Origin of the sequence: Tenacibaculum aestuarii, from assembly GCF_964510395.1 — a bacterium.
Classification (GTDB): Bacteria; Bacteroidota; Bacteroidia; order Flavobacteriales; family Flavobacteriaceae; genus Polaribacter; species Polaribacter aestuarii.
The window spans coordinates 931,861-950,446 of sequence record NZ_CAZEFY010000001.1; the positions used below are offsets into that span (position 1 = coordinate 931,861).

Genomic DNA, 18,586 nt, shown 5'->3' on the forward strand with positions numbered 1-18,586 from the left:
TCTTTACTCTTCAACAACCAACTTCTCCCAAGTGTCTTTCCATCCTTTGTTTACAATTCTGTTTCGATAGGTTATCAAATCAAAATTAGGAGTAGGTCGTACAACAAGGTTAAATAAATCGTTTAAACCATACGGAGCAATATATTCAATTTGATTGTCAGAGTTTAATTGAATAGCAATCGCAGTGGCTGTTTCAGGCCAGTAAGAAATAGCTTCGTAACAATTTTTATAAGGTGAATTACCATTACGAATATGCATTCTTGCTTGATTCTTTACCGACCAATTCACTGAAGGATTCATAGTTTTTAGCTGTTCCTCAAGTATTAATTCACGAGTTTTAGAAGTATCGCTTTCATCAAAGTAAATAACATCAACATCGTTTAATGAGGTTCTTTTATTATTGTGTTTGTGATCCCAAATTTTATTTCTAACAAAACCAGCGCCAATCCAACAATCGGGTAGGTGTAAGCTACGAACGGCTTCAAGAATGTTAAACATCCAAGTGTCAGTTTTAATAATACTTATGAATTCAGTGGTAAAATCTGTTTTCATATAGGTTTATCTGTATTCAGGAATATCTCTTAAAAACACATAGGTTTCGTTCTCTTTATCGAGCATACAAAAAAAGTGTTGCAGTCCGTTGGTTACAATGAGGTAATTTGCATCGAGTTTTAAGTTATAACGCGCAATTTGATCAAAAGTATCTTGAGTAATTGGTATGTGTGGAGCTTTACATTCTACAATAATATTCGGATGTCCGTCCGAAGCAAAAATCACAATATCAGTACGCTTTTTTAGGTTGTTGATAATCAATTGTTTTTCAATAGCAATTAAAGAAATAGGATAGTTTTTTTCTTGAATTAGTAATTGAACAAAATGTTGGCGTACCCATTCTTCAGGAGTTAAAACCACATATTTTTTTCTCAAATTATCAAAAATAAGCGTCTTATTTTCGTTACTTTTGAGCTTGAATGTATAGCTAGGAAGGTTGAGCTTTTGCATAAACCAAAAGTAAGAAAATTATAAGTTATTTCTAACAGAGAATAAGGAGAAGCCGTCATTTCGACCAGAGGGAGAAATCTCATTCAACGGAGTAACTCCCATGTTTAAGATTTCTCAGTCGTAATCTCCTTCGAAATGACATTAGCGAAACATTTTAAATATGAACACCAAAAGAAGGTAGAAGAAAGGCTTTATGAACGAAATTAAATCTATCATATCCGATATAAAAGGAGGTAACATCAAACCCATTTATTTTTTAATGGGAGAAGAACCATATTACATCGATAAAATTTCAGATTATATTGAAGACAACGTGCTTGATGAGTCTGAAAAAGGATTCAACCAAGTGGTAATGTACGGTCGTGATGTATCGATAGAGGAAATAGTGTCTTCGGCTAAGCGTTTTCCAATGATGGCAGAAAAACAGGTGATTATTGTTAAGGAAGCACAAGATTTAAGTCGTTCTATTGAAAAGATTGAAAGCTATGCAGAGAACCCTCAACCGAGTACGGTGTTGGTGTTTAATTACAAATACAAAAAGCTCGATAAACGTAAAAAGGCGTACAAAGCCATTGCCAAAAGTGGACTTATTTACGAGAGTAAAAAACTATACGATAATCAAGTAGCCGATTGGATTCGTCAGGTTTTGGGAGGAAAGAAGTTTAATATCGAGCCAAAAGCTGCTCAAATGTTGGTAGAGTTTTTAGGAACTGACCTTAGTAAGATTAATAACGAACTTGATAAATTGACTTCAGTATTACCTGCAGAAACTATTATTAGCGATAAGCACATTGAAGAAAATATCGGTATTTCTAAAGATTTTAACAATTTTGAGTTGCGTAAAGCAGTAGGACAGCGAGATGTGGTAAAAGCGAACCGGATTATCAATTATTTTGCTCAAAACCCTAAGAATAATCCGTTAGTAATGACAATTTCGTTACTAAATAGTTTTTTTACACAGTTATTGATGTACCACGGATTAAAAGATAAATCGAAAGCTTCGGTTGCAAAAAACTTGGGGGTGAATCCATATTTTGTGGATGATTATGTAAACGCAGCACGTAACTACCCAATGAGAAAAGTATCACAAATTATAGCCTTATTGCGTGATGCCGATGTAAAAAGCAAAGGGGTTGGTGCTAACCAAACCCATGCTGATATTTTAAAAGAATTGTTGTTTAAGATTTTACATTAAATTTTTCTCGTAATCTTTAGTTAAGGGTTTATAATTGAGGTTTATATGTTGTTGGATTTAGTGTTTTTATATATGTTCAAACAATAATTCAAGTGGTTTCCTGACTTTTTCTAAATATTGCGTTTCATCTTCATTGCTTCTGTAGCCTATTGTAGCAAGTATAGATGCGTTTAAACCTTTTTCTGTAAGTCCTAAAATTTCATTGTATTGCTCGGCTTCAAAACCTTCCATTGGACAAGCATCTATTTTAAGAGAGGCACATACAGCAAGTAAATTTGTTAAGGCAATGTAAGTTTGATTTTTTGTCCAATTAAACTGATCGTTTTGTGATTTTTTGGCAATTTTCATTTTCATAAAATCACGATAACCATCTAATTTTTCAATGTCAACACCTCTTGTTTTTGCTGTTAGTTCTATGTGTTTATCTATAGCTTGAGGTATTCCTTTAGTGTAATTACAAAAAACAATTAAATGAGAAGCATCTGTTATTTGACTTTGGTTCCAAGAAGCCGGTTGTAGTTGTTTTCGAATATTTATATCTTCAATAATAAGTATTTTATACAACTGCAATCCGTAAGAGGAAACAGACAATTGTACTGTACGTTTAATAAGGTTTAAATTATTTTCAGATACTTTTTTGTCTGGATTGAATTTTTTTGTGGCATATCTCCATTCCTGATTTTTAATGTAATTCATGATTTATTGTTTTAGGGTGTAATTTTCCATTAAAAAGTTAGTTGTAAATCCCATTTTTAAGTACATGTTTTTAGCCATTTCTGATGCTTGTAATGTAGCTAGGTTGCAATTAAGATCAATTGCTTTGTTCAAAATATGGTGCATTATACTTAAGGCGTACCCTTTTTTTCTTTGAGATTGTATAACTCCCAAGCTATGTATTCCTGCAGTGTTGTTTGTAACTAATAAAATAACTGTTCCAACGATGTTTTTGTTATCGTAAACAAGAAAATATTGTATTTCATTACAGGTTTTTACAACCGTATTTGCTGTTATTCTATATCCAAAAGCATCAAAAAAAGCATTACTCCACAAAGAAGCTTTTACTTCATTATTAACTTGTATGAATTCAATTTTTCTTTTGGTTTTAATTTTTTTATTGAGAGGTAAGCTCATACCATATTGAAGTGACTTAAGTTTGAAATGATTTAAAGTAGTAAAATTGTCATTTTCTTGATGTTGTTTGAAATAAGAGAAAGTCAATTCAGTATGATTTTTCATTTTTAAGCTTACCTCTTCTAAAGATGTTACAGAAGGGGGAGATTCAATCCAAATTCTATTGGGCCATTCAGCTTTATCTATTATAGAAAGACTATATTCTGAATTTTTAGAATACCCTTGAAAAGTTTGTCCAGCGATTTTCCATAAATGGGTTAAGTTGTCTATGTTTTGTTTTATATAATTCATTTCGAGTTGATTAAAATTATTCCAATTATCATTGCAAAAGCTCCTATAATTCGTTTGGTTGTTAAAGGTTCAACAGGTAAGTTTAACCAGCCTAGTTTTCCTGCTATTAAAGAGAAAATAAGCTGTCCACATAAGCCTAGTGCAATCATTTTAGAAATTCCAAGTTTAGGAATGGTATAAAAATAAAGCGAAATACCAGCCATACTAAACAAACCTCCTATAAACCATAAATACCATGGTACTTGTTCAAAAATATATGGTTGTATAGTTCCTTTATTAAAAATTAATAAAGTAATTACACCAAAAATAGCACTGACGACAGATGTTGATATAACAGCTAAAACAGGTTGTTTTAAAATAGCACCTAACTGTGTATTGAATCCTGCTTGAATAGCAAGAAAAACTCCGCCAGTAAACGCAAGTGTGAAAAGTAGTATTGATTTCATACTACAAAGGTGGAAAAGAATAATTTTTATATTCTTTACATATGTTGATTAGGAGTATTCTTTTTTATTTTTTTTTCGGATCCTACTTAATTGGGTAGGTGTTATACCTAAGTGTGAAGCTATATAATGTAAAGGAACTTGTTGTTCTATATTAGGGTGAATAGTGATGAAATCGAGGTATCTTTCACTAGCGTCTTTTAATACAATATCTATTTCCCTTTTTTCTTTATCAATAACCCAATTTTTTTCGAGGTAAGCGATATAAAAGTTTTTGAGTTCGTCATTCTTTTCCATGAGTTGACGGTATTTCTTATAATCAAAACTGATAAGAGTAGATTTTTCAATTGCTTCAAGAGAAAAATTTGAAGGCTCATTTGTTAAGGCAGAAACTGTTGAGCCTACAAAATCACCTTTTAAAAAGATGTTTTTATGATATAAATTCCCATCACTACTTATGTATGAGGAAACAATGGCTCCTTGATACAAGATGTGTTTTTGTTTAGAAATTTTTCCAATTTCTAGTAATGTTTGTCCTTTTTCCAAATGTTTTATTTCAGAAATTGAAGCTATCAAAGAAACAGAAGCATCACTTACAAGACAGTATTTATTTAGAACTTTTTTTATGAAGGGGGTATATTTTTCTGTGTTATTCATTATAATTCTTAAGGTGACTTATTAAGCTTAAAAGGATATGACAAGTTGTGTAATTTAGCTAAGCTATATTTACCTGCTCCTCGTTTTTTATTTACTTAATTTTAATATTCTATATGCTCCTTGAATTACCAAAACAAAAACAATAGTCCCAATAATTAAATCTGGTTTACTAGAGTTTAACCAATTCACTAAAAGTCCAGCAACTATAACTCCTAAATTAATAATAATATCATTTGAAGTGAAGATCATACTAGCTTTCATATGAGCTTCTTCTTTATTTTTAGACTTTTGAATGATGTAAAGACAAATTCCGTTTGCGATAAGTGCAAAAATTGAAATGATAATCATCGTTGAAAAATCTGGTAGTTTTTCTGTTCCTAAAAACCTCCTTAAAACTTCTAAAAATCCAATAATAGCAAGAGTAATTTGAAAAAATCCAGCAAGTTTGGCAATCCTTTTTTTTCTTTTTAAAGTTCCTCCAACTGCAAACAAACTAATACTATAAACAAAACTGTCGGCTAGCATATCTAAACTGTCGGCAACTAATCCCATTGATTTAGAAATTATTCCTGTAGTTATTTCAATTAAGAAAAAAGCGAAGTTTATTCCAAGAATTGTCCAAAGTATTCTTTTTTGGTTAGAACTATCATTAAACTCTGTTTGGTCAGTTTGTACAGTTGAAATTTTTTTTCCTCCTAAATTCAATTCAAGAATTGATTTTTCTATTTGGTCGACTTCTCCGCTGTGAAAAATCGTCAACTTCCGGTTCGGGATATCAAAGTTTAGATTAGCTATACTTGAAATTTCATCCAATTTCATTCTGATTAGGTTTTCCTCAGAAGGACAATCCATTTTGGTGATTTCAAATATAGTTTTGTTCATTTAGTTTCTCGGTTTTTTCGATATTAACCACAACGGTATCGGCTATGAGTGGTTGCGTGGGTTAGCACTTAACTTTACAAGTACACACCAAACTGAAAATCCGCGAGGATTTTCAGAAGTAGGCGAGAACAAGCAATTACTTATAGCCATTGTTGTAAACAGTGCTTTTAATAATTTTCTATTTCGTATTTGTAATTTTCTAAACTGTAAAAATTATATTCTATTTTTTTCTTATTCGCCATTTTTTGTAAATCCGTTAATTTAAATTTCAAAATGGTATCTCTCGCCGTTCCAATTAATTGTTGAGTATATTCGTTTTCATAATACTTAAATATTTCTATCCAAGGTTTTTCTATTTTAGCATTATAATGTAGGCTTTTAATTTTTCTTCCTTTATCGTCTAAATACGTGGTGTCTGTTAGAATCATTGCATTTTCAATCTTTGGGTTTTTGGTTGGGAACATTTCCCAAGAATGAACTTTTGTTATTCTAATGTTCTTTAGATTTTTTATTTCTCTAATAAATCTTATGCTCGAATCAGGTTCAAAAAGAGTCTGTTTTTCGATTCCAGTATTTTTGTCAAATTCAAATTTTGAAAAGGAACGAATTACACAAGTATCTTGTTTTTTAAAATAATCACACGATTTTTCAAATACCTTTCTATTATTTCTGAATTCACTTGTTATAATTCTGTTGCTTCTCAAATTTCCAATTCCTTTACTCAAAATTTTATTCCCATTTTTATCAAATTCAGTATACCTTTTGGGTGTAAATTCATCTCCTTTTTTTTGATATTCAAGAATTGATTTAATTTTTGGTGAACAACTAAAAAGAAGTCCAAAAGTTGTTAATATGATTATCGTTTTTCGCATTGTTTACAACTTGTTATATGTCAAACTTTAGTTCTTTTATCCGGAGAATAACATTGGATATAATAAAGTTTAAGCAATTTTTTATTCTCTCAAATATAACAAAATCAATAAACTATCTAAGTGAAAGTTTTTACAAACTTATTCACAGTTTTTGCTAATTTCGCCGCTTAAAATTATTTGTATGATTACGGTAGATCAATTAACGGTTGAGTTTAGTGGTAACACCTTGTTTAGCGACGTGTCGTTTGTAATTAACGAGAACGATAAAATTGCTTTAATGGGTAAAAATGGGGCAGGAAAATCCACCATGATGAAAATTATAGCAGGAGTTTCTAATCCTACCAAAGGAGGGGTTCGCAGTCCGAAAGATACCGTAATCGCTTATTTACCGCAGCATTTGTTGATGGAAGACAATTGCACGGTAAAAGAAGAGGCATCTAAAGCTTTTGAATCGGTTTTTGCGATGAAAGCCGAAATGGAAGACCTTAACAAACAGCTAGAAACCCGTACCGATTACGAATCGGATGATTATATGAAAATCATCGAGCGTGTATCGGATTTAGGTGAAAAATATTATGCGTTAGAAGAAGTAAACTACGAAGCAGAAGTAGAAAAAGCTTTAAAAGGGTTAGGATTTAAGCAAGAAGATTTTGAAAGAGCAACTTCTGAGTTTAGTGGAGGTTGGCGTATGCGTATTGAGTTGGCGAAAATCTTACTACAAAAACCCGATTTAATTTTGTTAGATGAGCCTACCAACCACGTAGATATCGAATCGGTAATTTGGTTAGAAAATTTCTTGTTAAACAAAGCCAAAGCGGTAGTGGTAATTTCACACGACAAAGCCTTTATCGATAATATTACCAACCGAACCATTGAGGTAACGATGGGAACCATTCACGATTACAAAGCAAACTATTCGCACTATTTAGAGTTGCGTAAAGAGCGTCGTGCACATCAGTTAAAAGCGTATCAAGAACAACAAAAGTTTATTGCTGACACCAAAGCATTTATAGAGCGTTTTAAAGGAACTTATTCAAAAACAAACCAAGTAGCTTCGCGTGAGCGTATGTTAGAAAAATTGGTTCCTGTAGAAATTGATGAGGTAGATACTTCAGCGTTGAAACTGCGTTTTCCGCCTTCACCACGTTCGGGAGATTATCCTGTAAAAGTAGAAGGATTGACCAAAAAGTATGATGATTTAACCGTGTTTAAAGACGCAAGCTTTTCAATAGCTCGTGGCGAAAAAGTGTCGTTTGTAGGAAGAAACGGAGAAGGAAAATCGACCATGATCAAAGCAATTATGGGAGAAATTGATTTTGAAGGAACATGTGGTTTAGGGCATAATGCTAAAGTGGGCTACTTTGCTCAAAATCAGGCTTCGTTGTTAGATCCTGAATTGACGATCTTCCAAACGGTAGATGAGGTTGCCGAAGGAGACATTAGAACACAAATCAAAAATATCTTAGGACGTTTTATGTTCTCGGGAGATGATTTAGAAAAGAAAGTAAAAGTACTTTCTGGAGGAGAGAAAACACGTTTGGCAATGGTAAAGTTGTTGTTGGAACCTGTAAACGTGTTGATATTAGATGAGCCTACAAACCACTTAGATTTAAAATCAAAAGAAGTGATTAAAGAAGCCTTATTACACTTCGATGGAACGTTGATTTTAGTATCGCACGACCGTGATTTCTTACAAGGGTTATCTCAAAAAGTATTTGAATTTAAAGATCAACGTGTCATCGAACACTTTGAAACGATTGATGCGTTTTTAGAGCGTAACAACATCAAAGCGTTAAAGGAAATAGACTTGTAGTCATCCCGACTGAAAAGAGGGATCTCATTAAAGTGAGTAACTCCTGAGGTTAAGATTTCTCCCTTTGGTCGAAATGACGTTTCAGTTGTAGTCATTGCGAACGATAGTGAGGTAATGTCACCATCGTTCGTGTTGACTCTTTATTGTTTTATCATAGGTTTATAAGCATCGCAGTTTTCATAAATAACCCAAAGGTTGATAGCAAATAATACTAAAGCTATAGGAAGACCAGAGGGAGCTTGAAAAATGTGAGTAATCATAATTCCAATCATTATAGGAAAAATAACCACAGCTCCTAAAGCTCGTGTTTTAGGAATTATAAATAATATTCCTCCTAAAATTTCTGCAATCCCTACCAAAGGCATTAGCCATCCTATTTCCATCATAGCGGTCATAGCACTCATCATTTTTTCAGGAAGATTTTCAGGCATAGGCATATAGTTTAAAAACTTGTTAAGTCCAGAGTTGATAAACATTAATCCGAATAATAAGCTTAGTACGAATAAATTTTTTTGTTTCATAGTGTTAGTTGGTTTGGGGTTAGTTATTTGTTTTTCAGTTTTTTAAATATATGGAAAATAAAAGTATAATGAAAAGAGTATTGAGAATAATATAGCCACGTCATTCCGAACGTATGTGAGGAATCCCATAAGATGAGTAACTCCTATTGTTGAGATTTCTCAGTCGTACCTCCTTCGAAATGACGGGTAGAGAAGAAGGTCTAGTTTACCCCACAACACTTCTTATATTTTGAACCACTATCACAAGGACAAGGATCATTTCTAGAAATATCAATACGTTTTAAATTTAGATTCATGTCATCCATATCTTGTTTGAAGATTTGTTCTAACAAATGATATAATTCTGGATGTTTTTTTACCAATAGTTTTGGGCGTTCAAAAAAATATTCGCTAGCAACCGAGAAGAATTCTGCTTTGTTGGTTCCTCCATAAGGGTTAATATCGGAAGTATTGTTGTAGATTTCTTCAATTTTTTTATTGATTAATTCTATCCATGGAATACTGTATTGTTTTTCTAGTAAAACTTGTGGTATTCCATCTATAGAACCATCCATTTTATCAATCAAATGCACAAATTCGTGAATGGCAGTATTCTTTTTGTCTGTTTCATTAGTAAAACCTAAATGTAATGCAGGTTTAGATAAAATCATTTTACCTTCTAAATATCCGTTACCTACCATTCCTAATATTCTTCTATTATCTCCTTCTGTTTCGAAATGCTCGTTGAACATTGCTGGATATAAAATAATTTCTTTAATATTTGGATACCTCCATTCGGGAAAATTAAAAATAGGAATTACAGCACTTGAGGCAATTAGCAGTTTATCAGTAATGGTAACTGTAACGTCAACTCCTATAACTTCATGATTTAATATAAACTCAAAAACTTTGAATTCAAATAATTCTTTTTCATTAGAGTTCAAAGCGTTGTAAAAAGCTACATTTTTAGTTAGAATAACTCTCCATTTGTTAGGGAATGGAGTCGTGGGTTTTTTCCATTTAGAGATTGAGGTACTTTTATTGAATATAAAAAAAATACCTGCGAGTATAATTACAGAAAAATAGATCATTAAAAATTGAGGTTATGGGCACATAGAAATTTGTTTTCAAATATATAAAATTAAGAATGGGAGCAGCTCTTATATTATAGGAGTTAATTGGTTTTTTATTGTTTATGATAGTGTTTTATTGTTAACTTTCTTGTTGTTAAGGTGTTTTTGTGTGTTAAAGTTAAAATTTATAATAATTAGTTAAATTATTTGTAATTGAGTTTTTAAATAGATACATTGGGCAACGAGATTTATGCTTTGTGTTATAAATCCTACGTTAATTAAGTAGTAATCTTTAATTCCCCTAACTATGTTAACAAACTTAAGTTTTCAAACTGTAGCTAAAGAACAAATTAAATTCTTAAAATTTCCAAAAGAAGAAGTATTGTGTAAAAACCAACAAGCAAAAGTAAATCGTTGTGTTGATTTACAAAGAGCAATGTCTTTAGGAAACTTGGAAAGAGAAAAGGTAAAAATATTTTTTATAGATGAAGATGGTTTAAAGAAAGTAGAAACCACTGTTTGGGGTATTACAGATACTTCGGTAATCTTAAAAGAATCTACAATTATTCCACTCGAAAGAATTGTAAAAGTAGCATAAAAAAAGCCCTCGAAATTTCGAGGGCTTTTTTTGTTGTTTATAATTAAGCTTCCGCTTCCATATAATCTTCAATAGGATTACAAGAACAAATTAAGTTACGGTCACCAAATGCATCGTCAACACGACGTACAGAAGGCCAGAACTTATTGTCTGCAATATACTCTAACGGGAAAGCTGCTTGCTTACGAGAATATGGCAAATCCCATTCATCAGCAGTTAACATTTCTTGTGTATGAGGTGCATTTTTAAGCGGGTTATTAGGGTTTTCCTTACTCGCCTCAGCAATCTCTTTTCTAATAGAGATTAACGCATCACAAAAACGATCTAATTCTGCTACACTTTCAGATTCTGTCGGCTCTACCATAATTGTTCCAGCTACAGGGAACGATACAGTAGGCGCGTGGAATCCGTAGTCCATTAAACGCTTTGCGATATCTGTTACTTCAATTCCGTTTTGTTTAAAGTCACGGCAATCTAAAATCATTTCGTGAGCTGCACGGTTCATTTCACCAGTATATAAAGTACTAAAATGTCCGTTTAAACGCTCTTTAATATAGTTTGCGTTTAAAATAGCATTCTTAGTAGAATTTGTTAATCCGTCAGCACCCAACATCGTGATGTATCCGTAAGAAATTAAACATACTAAAGCAGAACCCCAAGGGGCAGCTGAAATAGCTGTAATTGCATTATCACCACCAGTAGTAACTACAGGGTTAGTAGGTAAAAACGGAACTAATTGTGGCGCCACACAAATTGGTCCAACACCTGGTCCACCACCACCGTGAGGAATCGCAAATGTTTTGTGTAAGTTTAAGTGACAAACATCAGCACCAATAGTTGCAGGATTCGTTAATCCTACCTGTGCGTTCATGTTAGCACCATCCATATATACTTGTCCGCCGTTATCGTGGATAATTTGCGTAATTTCTTTAATGGCTTTTTCGTATACTCCGTGAGTAGATGGATACGTTACCATTAAAGCAGCTAAATTATCTTTGTATTTTTCAGCTTTAGCACGTAAATCTTCTACGTCGATGTTTCCTTTTTCATCAGTTTTGGTAACTACTACCTTCATACCTGCCATTACAGCAGACGCAGGGTTAGTTCCGTGAGCAGATGCAGGAATTAAACAGATGTTTCTGTGAGTATCTCCGTTAGCTTCATGATAAGCTCTAATAACCATTAAACCAGCAAATTCTCCTTGTGCACCTGAGTTAGGTTGTAAAGAAGTACCTGCAAATCCAGTAACCACGTTTAATTGGTTTTCAAGATTGTTAAGCATAACTTGGTATCCTTCTGCTTGATTTAAAGGTACGAATGGGTGGATATTTCCCCATTGTGGATTGCTTAACGGTAACATTTCAGAAGCAGCGTTTAGTTTCATAGTACATGACCCTAAAGAAATCATTGAGTGATTTAACGCTAAATCTTTACGCTCTAATTTTTTAATATAACGCATCATTTCAGTTTCTGATTGATACGTGTTGAATACTTCGTTATCTAAGAATGAAGTTGCTCTTTTTACATCCGCAGGAATTACCTCTGCTGTAGTAAATTCAGTAACTAAAATATCTTTGATATTGAACGCTTGTTCGAAACAATCAACAATAGCATTGATTTCTTTTAAACCAACAGTTTCGTTTACAGAGATAGAAATATGGTTTTCGTCAATGTAGTTAAAGTTAATTCCGTTTGCTTCAGCTACAGGACGCAATTTATCAGTTTCAACTTCAACTAAAATAGTATCGAAGTATGAAGTGTTTTGTTGTTTGAAACCTAAATCGGTTAAAGCTTTTGCTAGGGTTGTAGTACTTGTGTGAACACGGTCAGCGATATATTGTAATCCATCTTTTCCGTGGTACACAGCATACATGCCCGCCATAACAGCTAACAATACTTGTGCAGTACAAATGTTAGAAGTCGCTTTTTCACGTTTAATGTGTTGCTCACGTGTTTGTAATGCCATACGTAAGGCACGACCACCGTCAACATCTTTTGTAACACCGATAATACGACCAGGCATACTACGTTTGTATTCTTCTTTAGTAGCAAAGAATCCTGCGTGAGGACCTCCATAACCTAAAGGAATACCAAAACGTTGCGTAGTACCTACTACCACGTCAGCACCAAATTGTGCAGGCGCTTTTAATTTTACTAATGATAAAATATCAGCAGCAACCGCTACCTTGATGTGTTTAGCATTACAGTTTGCTACAAATTCTGTATAGTCATAAACTTGACCATGTTTTCCTGGATATTGTACAATTGCTCCGAAGAATTCTTCAGAGAAATCAAATTTTTGGTGATTACCAACTACTAATTCAATTCCGATAGGAATTGCGCGTGTTTGTAATACTGATAAAGTTTGTGGTAAAATTTCTTCAGAAACGAAGAACTTATTTACATCAGCTTTCTTTTGTGCTCTATCACGAACATCAAATAATAAAGCCATAGCTTCTGCAGCTGCTGTTCCTTCATCTAATAAAGAAGCGTTTGCTAACTCCATTCCTGTTAAATCACAAATCATTGTTTGGTAATTTAACAATGCTTCTAAACGTCCTTGTGCAATTTCAGCTTGATAAGGCGTGTAGGCAGTATACCATCCTGGGTTTTCTAAAATATTACGTTGAATTACACTTGGTATAATTGCTTCGTGATATCCTAAACCGATATAACTCTTAAAAACTTTGTTTTTTGCACCTAACTCATTAATGTGAGTTAAGTACTCATATTCACTCATTGCAGGAGCTAAATCTAACTCTTTTTGTAAACGAATATCGTCAGGAATAGTCTCATAAATCAATTGGTCTAAACTCTCTACGCCAATCGTTTTAAGCATTTGGTCTTGGTCTTTAATACGAGGACCAATATGTCTTAATTGAAATGAATTTGTGTTCATTATTGTGTTGTTGTTTTAAGTGGCTCAAAAATAGTGAAATTGGTTGACTTGTGAGTACATATTTTTTTGTTAAAAAATGATATTTTATTAACCAATACTAAGGGTTATAAACATAAAAACTATTTTTGTTAGATGAAGTTTTTTAAAACAGTAATCGATTTTTATATCAATGCTAGTATTCATGTGGCACTAGCAGTTTATGCTTTGTTACGAATAACGGAGATTTATTTTGAAATTCCGCATAATGAATCGTTGGATTGTTTTGTCTTTTTTGCAACAATAACTGGGTATAATTTTGTGAAGTATGCTGGAGTAGCGAAGCTGCACCACAGGAGCTTGACTAAAAATTTACAAGTTATTCAAGTATTTTCACTGATTTGCTTTTTATTGATGTGTTATTTCGCGTGGTTACTTCCTTTAAAAACTTTACTGTTTTTTGTACCTTTTGGGTTGTTAACTTTTTTATATGCGGTTCCTTTTTTAAGCGGATTTCAGAAAAATTTACGAAGTATCGGCTATTTAAAAATTATAGTAGTAGCCGTAGTTTGGGCAGGAACCACTGTTTTACTGCCAACTTATGCCAATGAGTCTTCTTTTACAGGAGTGGTATATTTAATGATAGTTCAGCGCTTTTTATTGGTGATTATACTAATTCTTCCTTTTGATATTCGTGATGTGCAATACGATGCTATTTCTTTACAGACCATTCCTAAAAAGATAGGGGTAGAAAACACTAAAAAATTTGGGTATGTTTTGCTGCTTTTATGTTTGGTCTTGGAATTTATGATAAGCCCTAATTCTCATTTTAGAACAGCTTTTCTAGGTGTGTTTTTTCTGCTTCTTTTCTTATTGATGAGAGCCGAGACGAATCAATCTAAATATTATAGTTCTTTTTGGGTAGAAGCAGTTCCTATTTTATGGTTATTCTTACTGTTTTTACTTTAAAAGCGAAATTTTTTAGTGTTGAAAGTTGTTAAAATGTAATTGAAGAAATAGTAAAAACAATATCAGTTTAAAAATTGAAACTTAACTAGCTTGTTATGAAAGTTTTTACGAAAAGCTTTGTACATTCGTTGGCTTAACAACACAACAAGAAAAATACAACAAAGTAACATGAATTTAGCAAAACGAAATTTCGTTTTTGATTTCGATAGCACGTTAACACGTGTAGAAGCATTAGATGTTTTGGCAGAAATCACGCTGGCGGGAAATCCGAAGAAAGAAGAGATTGTTCAAGAAATAGTCCATATAACCAATCAAGGAATTGATGGCGATATTTCTTTTACGGAGTCTTTAGAAAAGCGTATTCAATTATTAAAAGCAACAAAGGCAGACTTGCCTTTGTTAATTGAGGAGTTAAAACAAAAAGTATCTCCATCAATAGAGAGAAACAAAGAGTTTTTTGAAAAATTCTCTGATGATATTTATGTGATTTCCGCAGGATTTAAAGAGTTTATCGATCCTATTGTGGCTGCATATAACATTCCTTCAGAAAGAGTATTTGCAAACACATTTGAGTTTGATAAAGCAGGAATTATTGTAGGGTTTGATACTGAAAACCCATTATCTAAACATAATGGTAAAATAGATTGTTTAAAATCCTTAAATTTAGAAGGTGAAGTACAAGTGATTGGTGATGGCTATAGCGATGCAGTGACCAAAGAAGCAGGAGTAGCAGACAAGTTTTTTGCGTATACAGAAAATGTATTACGAGATAAAACAATTGCCAATGCCGATCATATCACACCAAATTTAGATGAATTTTTATACGTTAACAAATTGCCTAGAAACTTATCATACCCAAAGAACAGAATCAAAATTTTATTATTAGAAAACGTACATCCTGACGCTTTTACAAAATTATCAGGTGATGGATTTTCTGTAGAAACTGTTTCAAGAAGTTTGTCGGAAGATGAATTGATTGAAAAATTAAAAGATGTTCATGTGTTAGGAATCCGTTCTAAAACACAAGTAACTCGTAAAGTGATTGAAGCTGCTGAAAAACTAATGGTAGTTTCTGCTTTTTGTATTGGAACCAAGCAAATCGATTTAGAAGCATGTAAAGAAAACGGAGTAGTAGTTTTTAATGCACCTTATAGCAATACGCGTTCGGTAGTTGAATTAGCGATTGGAGAAATCATTATGTTGATGCGTAGTGTATTTCAAAGAAGTACAGAAATTCATAACGGTGAGTGGAACAAAACAGCTCAGGGATCGAGAGAGGTTCGTGGTAAAAAGCTAGGAATTGTAGGGTACGGAAACATAGGAAAGCAATTGTCAGTGCTAGCTGAAGCACTTGGAATGGATGTGTATTATTACGATGTAGAAGACAAATTAGCTTTAGGAAATGCTACCAGAATGAACACTTTAAAAGAGTTGTTGAATATTTCTGATGTAGTTACGTTGCATGTGGATGATAATTCTGCTAACAAAAACTTTATAGGAAGAGAAGAAATAGCTGAAATGAAAGATGGAGTTCATTTAGTAAACCTTTCTCGTGGATTTGTAGTAGATATTGAAGCTTTGGTTGAAGGATTGAAGTCTGGTAAAATTGCTGGAGCAGCTGTAGATGTGTATCCTGAAGAACCAAGAAAAAATGGAGAGTTTTATACTGAATTAAAAGGGTTGGATAACGTGATTTTAACTCCGCACGTGGGAGGTAGTACAGAAGAAGCTCAAAAAGATATTGCTGATTTTGTTCCTAATAAGATTATGGCGTATATCAATTCAGGAAATACAGTAGATGCGGTTAATTTCCCAAATATTCGTTTACCTAAGCATAAAAATGCACACCGTTTTTTACATATTCATAAAAACGTACCTGGAGTAATGGCGAAGATCAATAAGGTGTTAGCGAAATACGAGTTGAACATTACAGGACAATACCTGTCTACAGATGAAAAGGTAGGATACGTAATTACCGATGTAGATAAAGAGTATAACCAAGAAGTAATTGCAAAACTGAAAAAAGTAGATGGTACTATTAAATTTAGAGTACTGTATTAAGAAATATAAAATCCCGCTTAAGCGGGATTTTTCTTTTATAAACGATCAAAGTCACTTAAATTTTGCTCTATAATATTGGCTCCTTTTTGTAAAATCTGAATGTAACTAGATACATTTTCCATTTTAAATCTACTAGAAGGTCCAGACGCACTGATTCCTGCAATAACTTTACCTTTTTTATTATAAATAGGAATGGCAATACAAACTAAACCCAATTCTGATTCCTCAATATCTAACGCAAATTTTTGCTGTTGAATTTGTAATAATTCCTTTTTGAATTTTGAAACAGATGAAATCGTGTTTTTGGTAAACGATTCTAAAGAAATCGAGTTGAAAAAAGTTTCTTGAGTTTCTATTGAAGAAAAAGCTAAGAGTAGTTTTCCAATCGCGCTTCCATTGACAGGTGCATAAGAGCCAATGGAGGTGCTTATTTTAAGTCCTTGTAAACTATCAGCTTTATTAATATGAAATACCTGCTGTTCTTTTAAAATACCCAATAAAACAGTTTCTTGAATTTCTAAGGCTACCTTTTGTATTGGTTCATTGGTTAAGTCTCTGAGTGATCTATATATAGAAACACGATTGCCTAATTCAAACAGCTTACTTCCTAGTTGATATTTTTCGTTGTCGTTTTGTTGCACAGCATTCAACGAAACTAAAGTACTTAGTAATCGGTATACGGTACTCTTGTTATAGCCAGTTTTATTAGCTAATTCTCTAACGCCCCATTCTTTTTTATCATTGGTGAAAGCATCTAAAACAGCAAACGCTTTGATGATAGATTGGTTTAAATTTTTAGAATCTGTATTCATTTTCTCAAAAAATTATTGACTAATATAATAAAAATATGTAAATTTATAAAACACCGTTTTATTATGTGAAACACTTTAGGTTTTATTTTGAGGTAAAAATGAAGTATCTTTAGTGTTTTAGAAATGGTTTTTAGAAATATAATAAGTATGTATAAACCAACACTTGATTACGCACAACAACTAGATAAAGAAGATAACTTAGCGCATTTAAGAGCGCAGTTTCATATTCCAAAAGATGCAAAAGGAAATGACTGGTTGTATTTTACAGGAAACTCACTTGGATTGCAACCTAAACAAACGCAACAATACATTCAACAAGAATTAGATGATTGGGCGAAATATGGAGTAGAAGGGCATTTTGAAGCTCGAAACCCATGGATGCCGTATCACGAGTTTTTGACAAATTCGATGGCGAAAATAGTGGGAGCTAAACCATTAGAAGTGGTAGTGATGAACACGCTAACGACCAACTTACATTTGTTAATGGTGTCGTTTTACCAACCGACTAAAACAAAGTATAAAATTGTTATAGAAAGTGATGCTTTTCCTTCGGATAGATATGCGGTACAATCGCAATTAAAATTTCATGGGTTTGATACAGAAGAAGGATTGATAGAGTGGAAACCTCGTGAAGGAGAAGAATTATTACGTATTGAAGATCTTGAGAAAATAGTAGACGAGCAAGGTGATGAAATAGCTTTGTTGTTGATAGGGGGAGTGAATTATTATACAGGACAGTATTTAGATATCAAACGTATTGCAGAAATAGGACATGCTAAAAACTGTATCGTAGGTATAGATTTAGCGCACGGTGCAGGAAATATTTCACCTGAATTGCATGATAGCGGAGTAGATTTTGCAGCTTGGTGTACCTATAAGTATTTGAATTCGGGCCCTGGAAGTTTAGCAGGGTTGTTTGTACATGAAAAGCATGCACGTAATAAAGAGTTACCGCGTTTTGCAGGTTGGTGGAACCATAATAAAGAAACTCGTTTCAACATGCGTCAACCATTTGATGTGATGCCGGGAGCAGAAGGTTGGCAGTTATCAAATCCACCTATTTTATCAATGGCAGCAATTAGAGCTTCGTTAGATATGTTTGAAGAAGTAGGAATGGAAGCGTTAAGAGCCAAATCAGAAAAATTAACGGGTTATTTTGAATATTTAATCAACCAGATTGATACGGATAGAATTAAAATAATTACGCCATCGAATCCGAAAGAAAGAGGATGCCAATTATCTATTCAAGTGAAGAATGCAGATAAAAGTTTACACAAAAAACTAACCGAAAATAATATTATAACCGACTGGAGAGAACCTGATGTAATTCGTTGCGCACCAGTGCCAATGTATAACAGTTTTGAAGATGTATACAGGATGGTTGAAATTTTAAAAACATTGTTATAAAACAA

The 18,586-nt window shown here is 32.9% G+C and carries 18 protein-coding genes; 6 read left to right on the forward strand and 12 right to left on the reverse strand.

The window, feature by feature from the left end; all coding sequences use genetic code 11:
- Positions 1–3 precede the first annotated feature (3 nt).
- Together ACKTSU_RS04535 and ACKTSU_RS04540 are read right to left on the reverse strand one after the other, a co-directional pair.
- A complete protein-coding gene (locus tag ACKTSU_RS04535) occupies positions 4–552 on the reverse strand; it encodes a nucleotidyltransferase family protein (RefSeq protein WP_408035159.1) in 549 nt (182 codons plus the stop codon).
- Positions 553–558: 6 nt separating this feature from the next.
- On the reverse strand, positions 559–1,002 hold the full coding sequence (locus ACKTSU_RS04540) for a type I restriction enzyme HsdR N-terminal domain-containing protein (RefSeq protein WP_408035160.1): 444 nt from the start codon (positions 1,000–1,002) through the stop codon (positions 559–561).
- A gap of 193 nt (positions 1,003–1,195) precedes the next feature.
- Between ACKTSU_RS04540 and holA the strand changes: the two genes are divergently transcribed.
- Positions 1,196–2,197 carry a DNA polymerase III subunit delta gene (gene holA, locus ACKTSU_RS04545; RefSeq protein ID WP_408035161.1) on the forward strand — a complete coding sequence of 334 codons (1,002 nt, stop codon included), beginning with the start codon at positions 1,196–1,198 and terminating at the stop codon, positions 2,195–2,197.
- Positions 2,198–2,263: 66 nt separating this feature from the next.
- Here holA and ACKTSU_RS04550 read toward each other — a convergent pair whose 3' ends face one another.
- The 6 genes from ACKTSU_RS04550 to ACKTSU_RS04575 all read right to left on the reverse strand — a co-directional run bounded on the left by ACKTSU_RS04550 (position 2,264) and on the right by ACKTSU_RS04575 (position 6,473).
- Entirely contained in the window at positions 2,264–2,893 is a 630-nt protein-coding gene (locus tag ACKTSU_RS04550) for an NAD(P)H-dependent oxidoreductase (protein WP_408035162.1), read from the reverse strand.
- 3 nt (positions 2,894–2,896) lie between these two features.
- A complete protein-coding gene (locus tag ACKTSU_RS04555; protein ID WP_408035163.1) occupies positions 2,897–3,619 on the reverse strand; it encodes a GNAT family N-acetyltransferase in 723 nt (240 codons plus the stop codon).
- A complete protein-coding gene (locus ACKTSU_RS04560) occupies positions 3,616–4,065 on the reverse strand; it encodes a DMT family transporter (RefSeq protein ID WP_408035165.1) in 450 nt (149 codons plus the stop codon). The genes ACKTSU_RS04555 and ACKTSU_RS04560 overlap by 4 nt, the downstream gene beginning before the upstream one ends.
- A 48-nt stretch (positions 4,066–4,113) precedes the next feature.
- Positions 4,114–4,719 carry a Crp/Fnr family transcriptional regulator gene (locus tag ACKTSU_RS04565; protein WP_408035166.1) on the reverse strand — a complete coding sequence of 202 codons (606 nt, stop codon included), beginning with the start codon at positions 4,717–4,719 and terminating at the stop codon, positions 4,114–4,116.
- Between the two features lie 87 nt (positions 4,720–4,806).
- Positions 4,807–5,601 carry a cation transporter gene (locus ACKTSU_RS04570; protein WP_408035167.1) on the reverse strand — a complete coding sequence of 265 codons (795 nt, stop codon included), beginning with the start codon at positions 5,599–5,601 and terminating at the stop codon, positions 4,807–4,809.
- 167 nt (positions 5,602–5,768) lie between these two features.
- Entirely contained in the window at positions 5,769–6,473 is a 705-nt protein-coding gene (locus ACKTSU_RS04575; protein ID WP_408035168.1) for a hypothetical protein, read from the reverse strand.
- A gap of 181 nt (positions 6,474–6,654) precedes the next feature.
- Between ACKTSU_RS04575 and ACKTSU_RS04580 the strand changes: the two genes are divergently transcribed.
- Positions 6,655–8,286 carry an ABC-F family ATP-binding cassette domain-containing protein gene (locus ACKTSU_RS04580; RefSeq protein WP_408035169.1) on the forward strand — a complete coding sequence of 544 codons (1,632 nt, stop codon included), beginning with the start codon at positions 6,655–6,657 and terminating at the stop codon, positions 8,284–8,286.
- A 140-nt stretch (positions 8,287–8,426) separates the two neighbouring features.
- On the opposite strand, the gene ACKTSU_RS04585 is transcribed toward ACKTSU_RS04580, so the two are convergent.
- Together ACKTSU_RS04585 and ACKTSU_RS04590 are read right to left on the reverse strand one after the other, a co-directional pair.
- Positions 8,427–8,807 (reverse strand): DoxX family protein, encoded by a 381-nt coding sequence (locus ACKTSU_RS04585; protein ID WP_408035170.1) that lies wholly within the window; start codon positions 8,805–8,807, stop codon positions 8,427–8,429.
- 200 nt (positions 8,808–9,007) lie between these two features.
- Positions 9,008–9,877, reverse strand: coding sequence for a zinc-dependent peptidase (locus ACKTSU_RS04590; RefSeq protein WP_408035171.1), 870 nt, complete (start codon positions 9,875–9,877; stop codon positions 9,008–9,010).
- 289 nt (positions 9,878–10,166) lie between these two features.
- Between ACKTSU_RS04590 and ACKTSU_RS04595 the strand changes: the two genes are divergently transcribed.
- Positions 10,167–10,457 carry a hypothetical protein gene (locus ACKTSU_RS04595; RefSeq protein WP_408035172.1) on the forward strand — a complete coding sequence of 97 codons (291 nt, stop codon included), beginning with the start codon at positions 10,167–10,169 and terminating at the stop codon, positions 10,455–10,457.
- A 43-nt stretch (positions 10,458–10,500) separates the two neighbouring features.
- Here the strand turns inward: ACKTSU_RS04595 and gcvP are convergent, their stop codons facing one another.
- Positions 10,501–13,356 carry an aminomethyl-transferring glycine dehydrogenase gene (gene gcvP, locus ACKTSU_RS04600; RefSeq protein WP_408035173.1) on the reverse strand — a complete coding sequence of 952 codons (2,856 nt, stop codon included), beginning with the start codon at positions 13,354–13,356 and terminating at the stop codon, positions 10,501–10,503.
- 132 nt (positions 13,357–13,488) lie between these two features.
- Here gcvP and ACKTSU_RS04605 point away from each other — a divergent pair, with 132 nt between their 5' ends.
- On the forward strand, positions 13,489–14,301 hold the full coding sequence (locus tag ACKTSU_RS04605; protein WP_408035174.1) for a UbiA prenyltransferase family protein: 813 nt from the start codon (positions 13,489–13,491) through the stop codon (positions 14,299–14,301).
- A gap of 168 nt (positions 14,302–14,469) precedes the next feature.
- A complete protein-coding gene (gene serA, locus ACKTSU_RS04610; RefSeq protein WP_408035175.1) occupies positions 14,470–16,362 on the forward strand; it encodes a phosphoglycerate dehydrogenase in 1,893 nt (630 codons plus the stop codon).
- Between the two features lie 35 nt (positions 16,363–16,397).
- Here serA and ACKTSU_RS04615 read toward each other — a convergent pair whose 3' ends face one another.
- Positions 16,398–17,174, reverse strand: a complete 777-nt coding sequence (locus tag ACKTSU_RS04615; RefSeq protein ID WP_408035176.1) for an IclR family transcriptional regulator — start codon at positions 17,172–17,174, stop codon at positions 16,398–16,400.
- A 147-nt stretch (positions 17,175–17,321) separates the two neighbouring features.
- On the opposite strand from ACKTSU_RS04615, the gene kynU reads away from it, so the two are divergent.
- Positions 17,322–18,581 (forward strand): kynureninase, encoded by a 1,260-nt coding sequence (kynU, locus tag ACKTSU_RS04620; protein WP_408035177.1) that lies wholly within the window; start codon positions 17,322–17,324, stop codon positions 18,579–18,581.
- Positions 18,582–18,586: the final 5 nt, after the last annotated feature.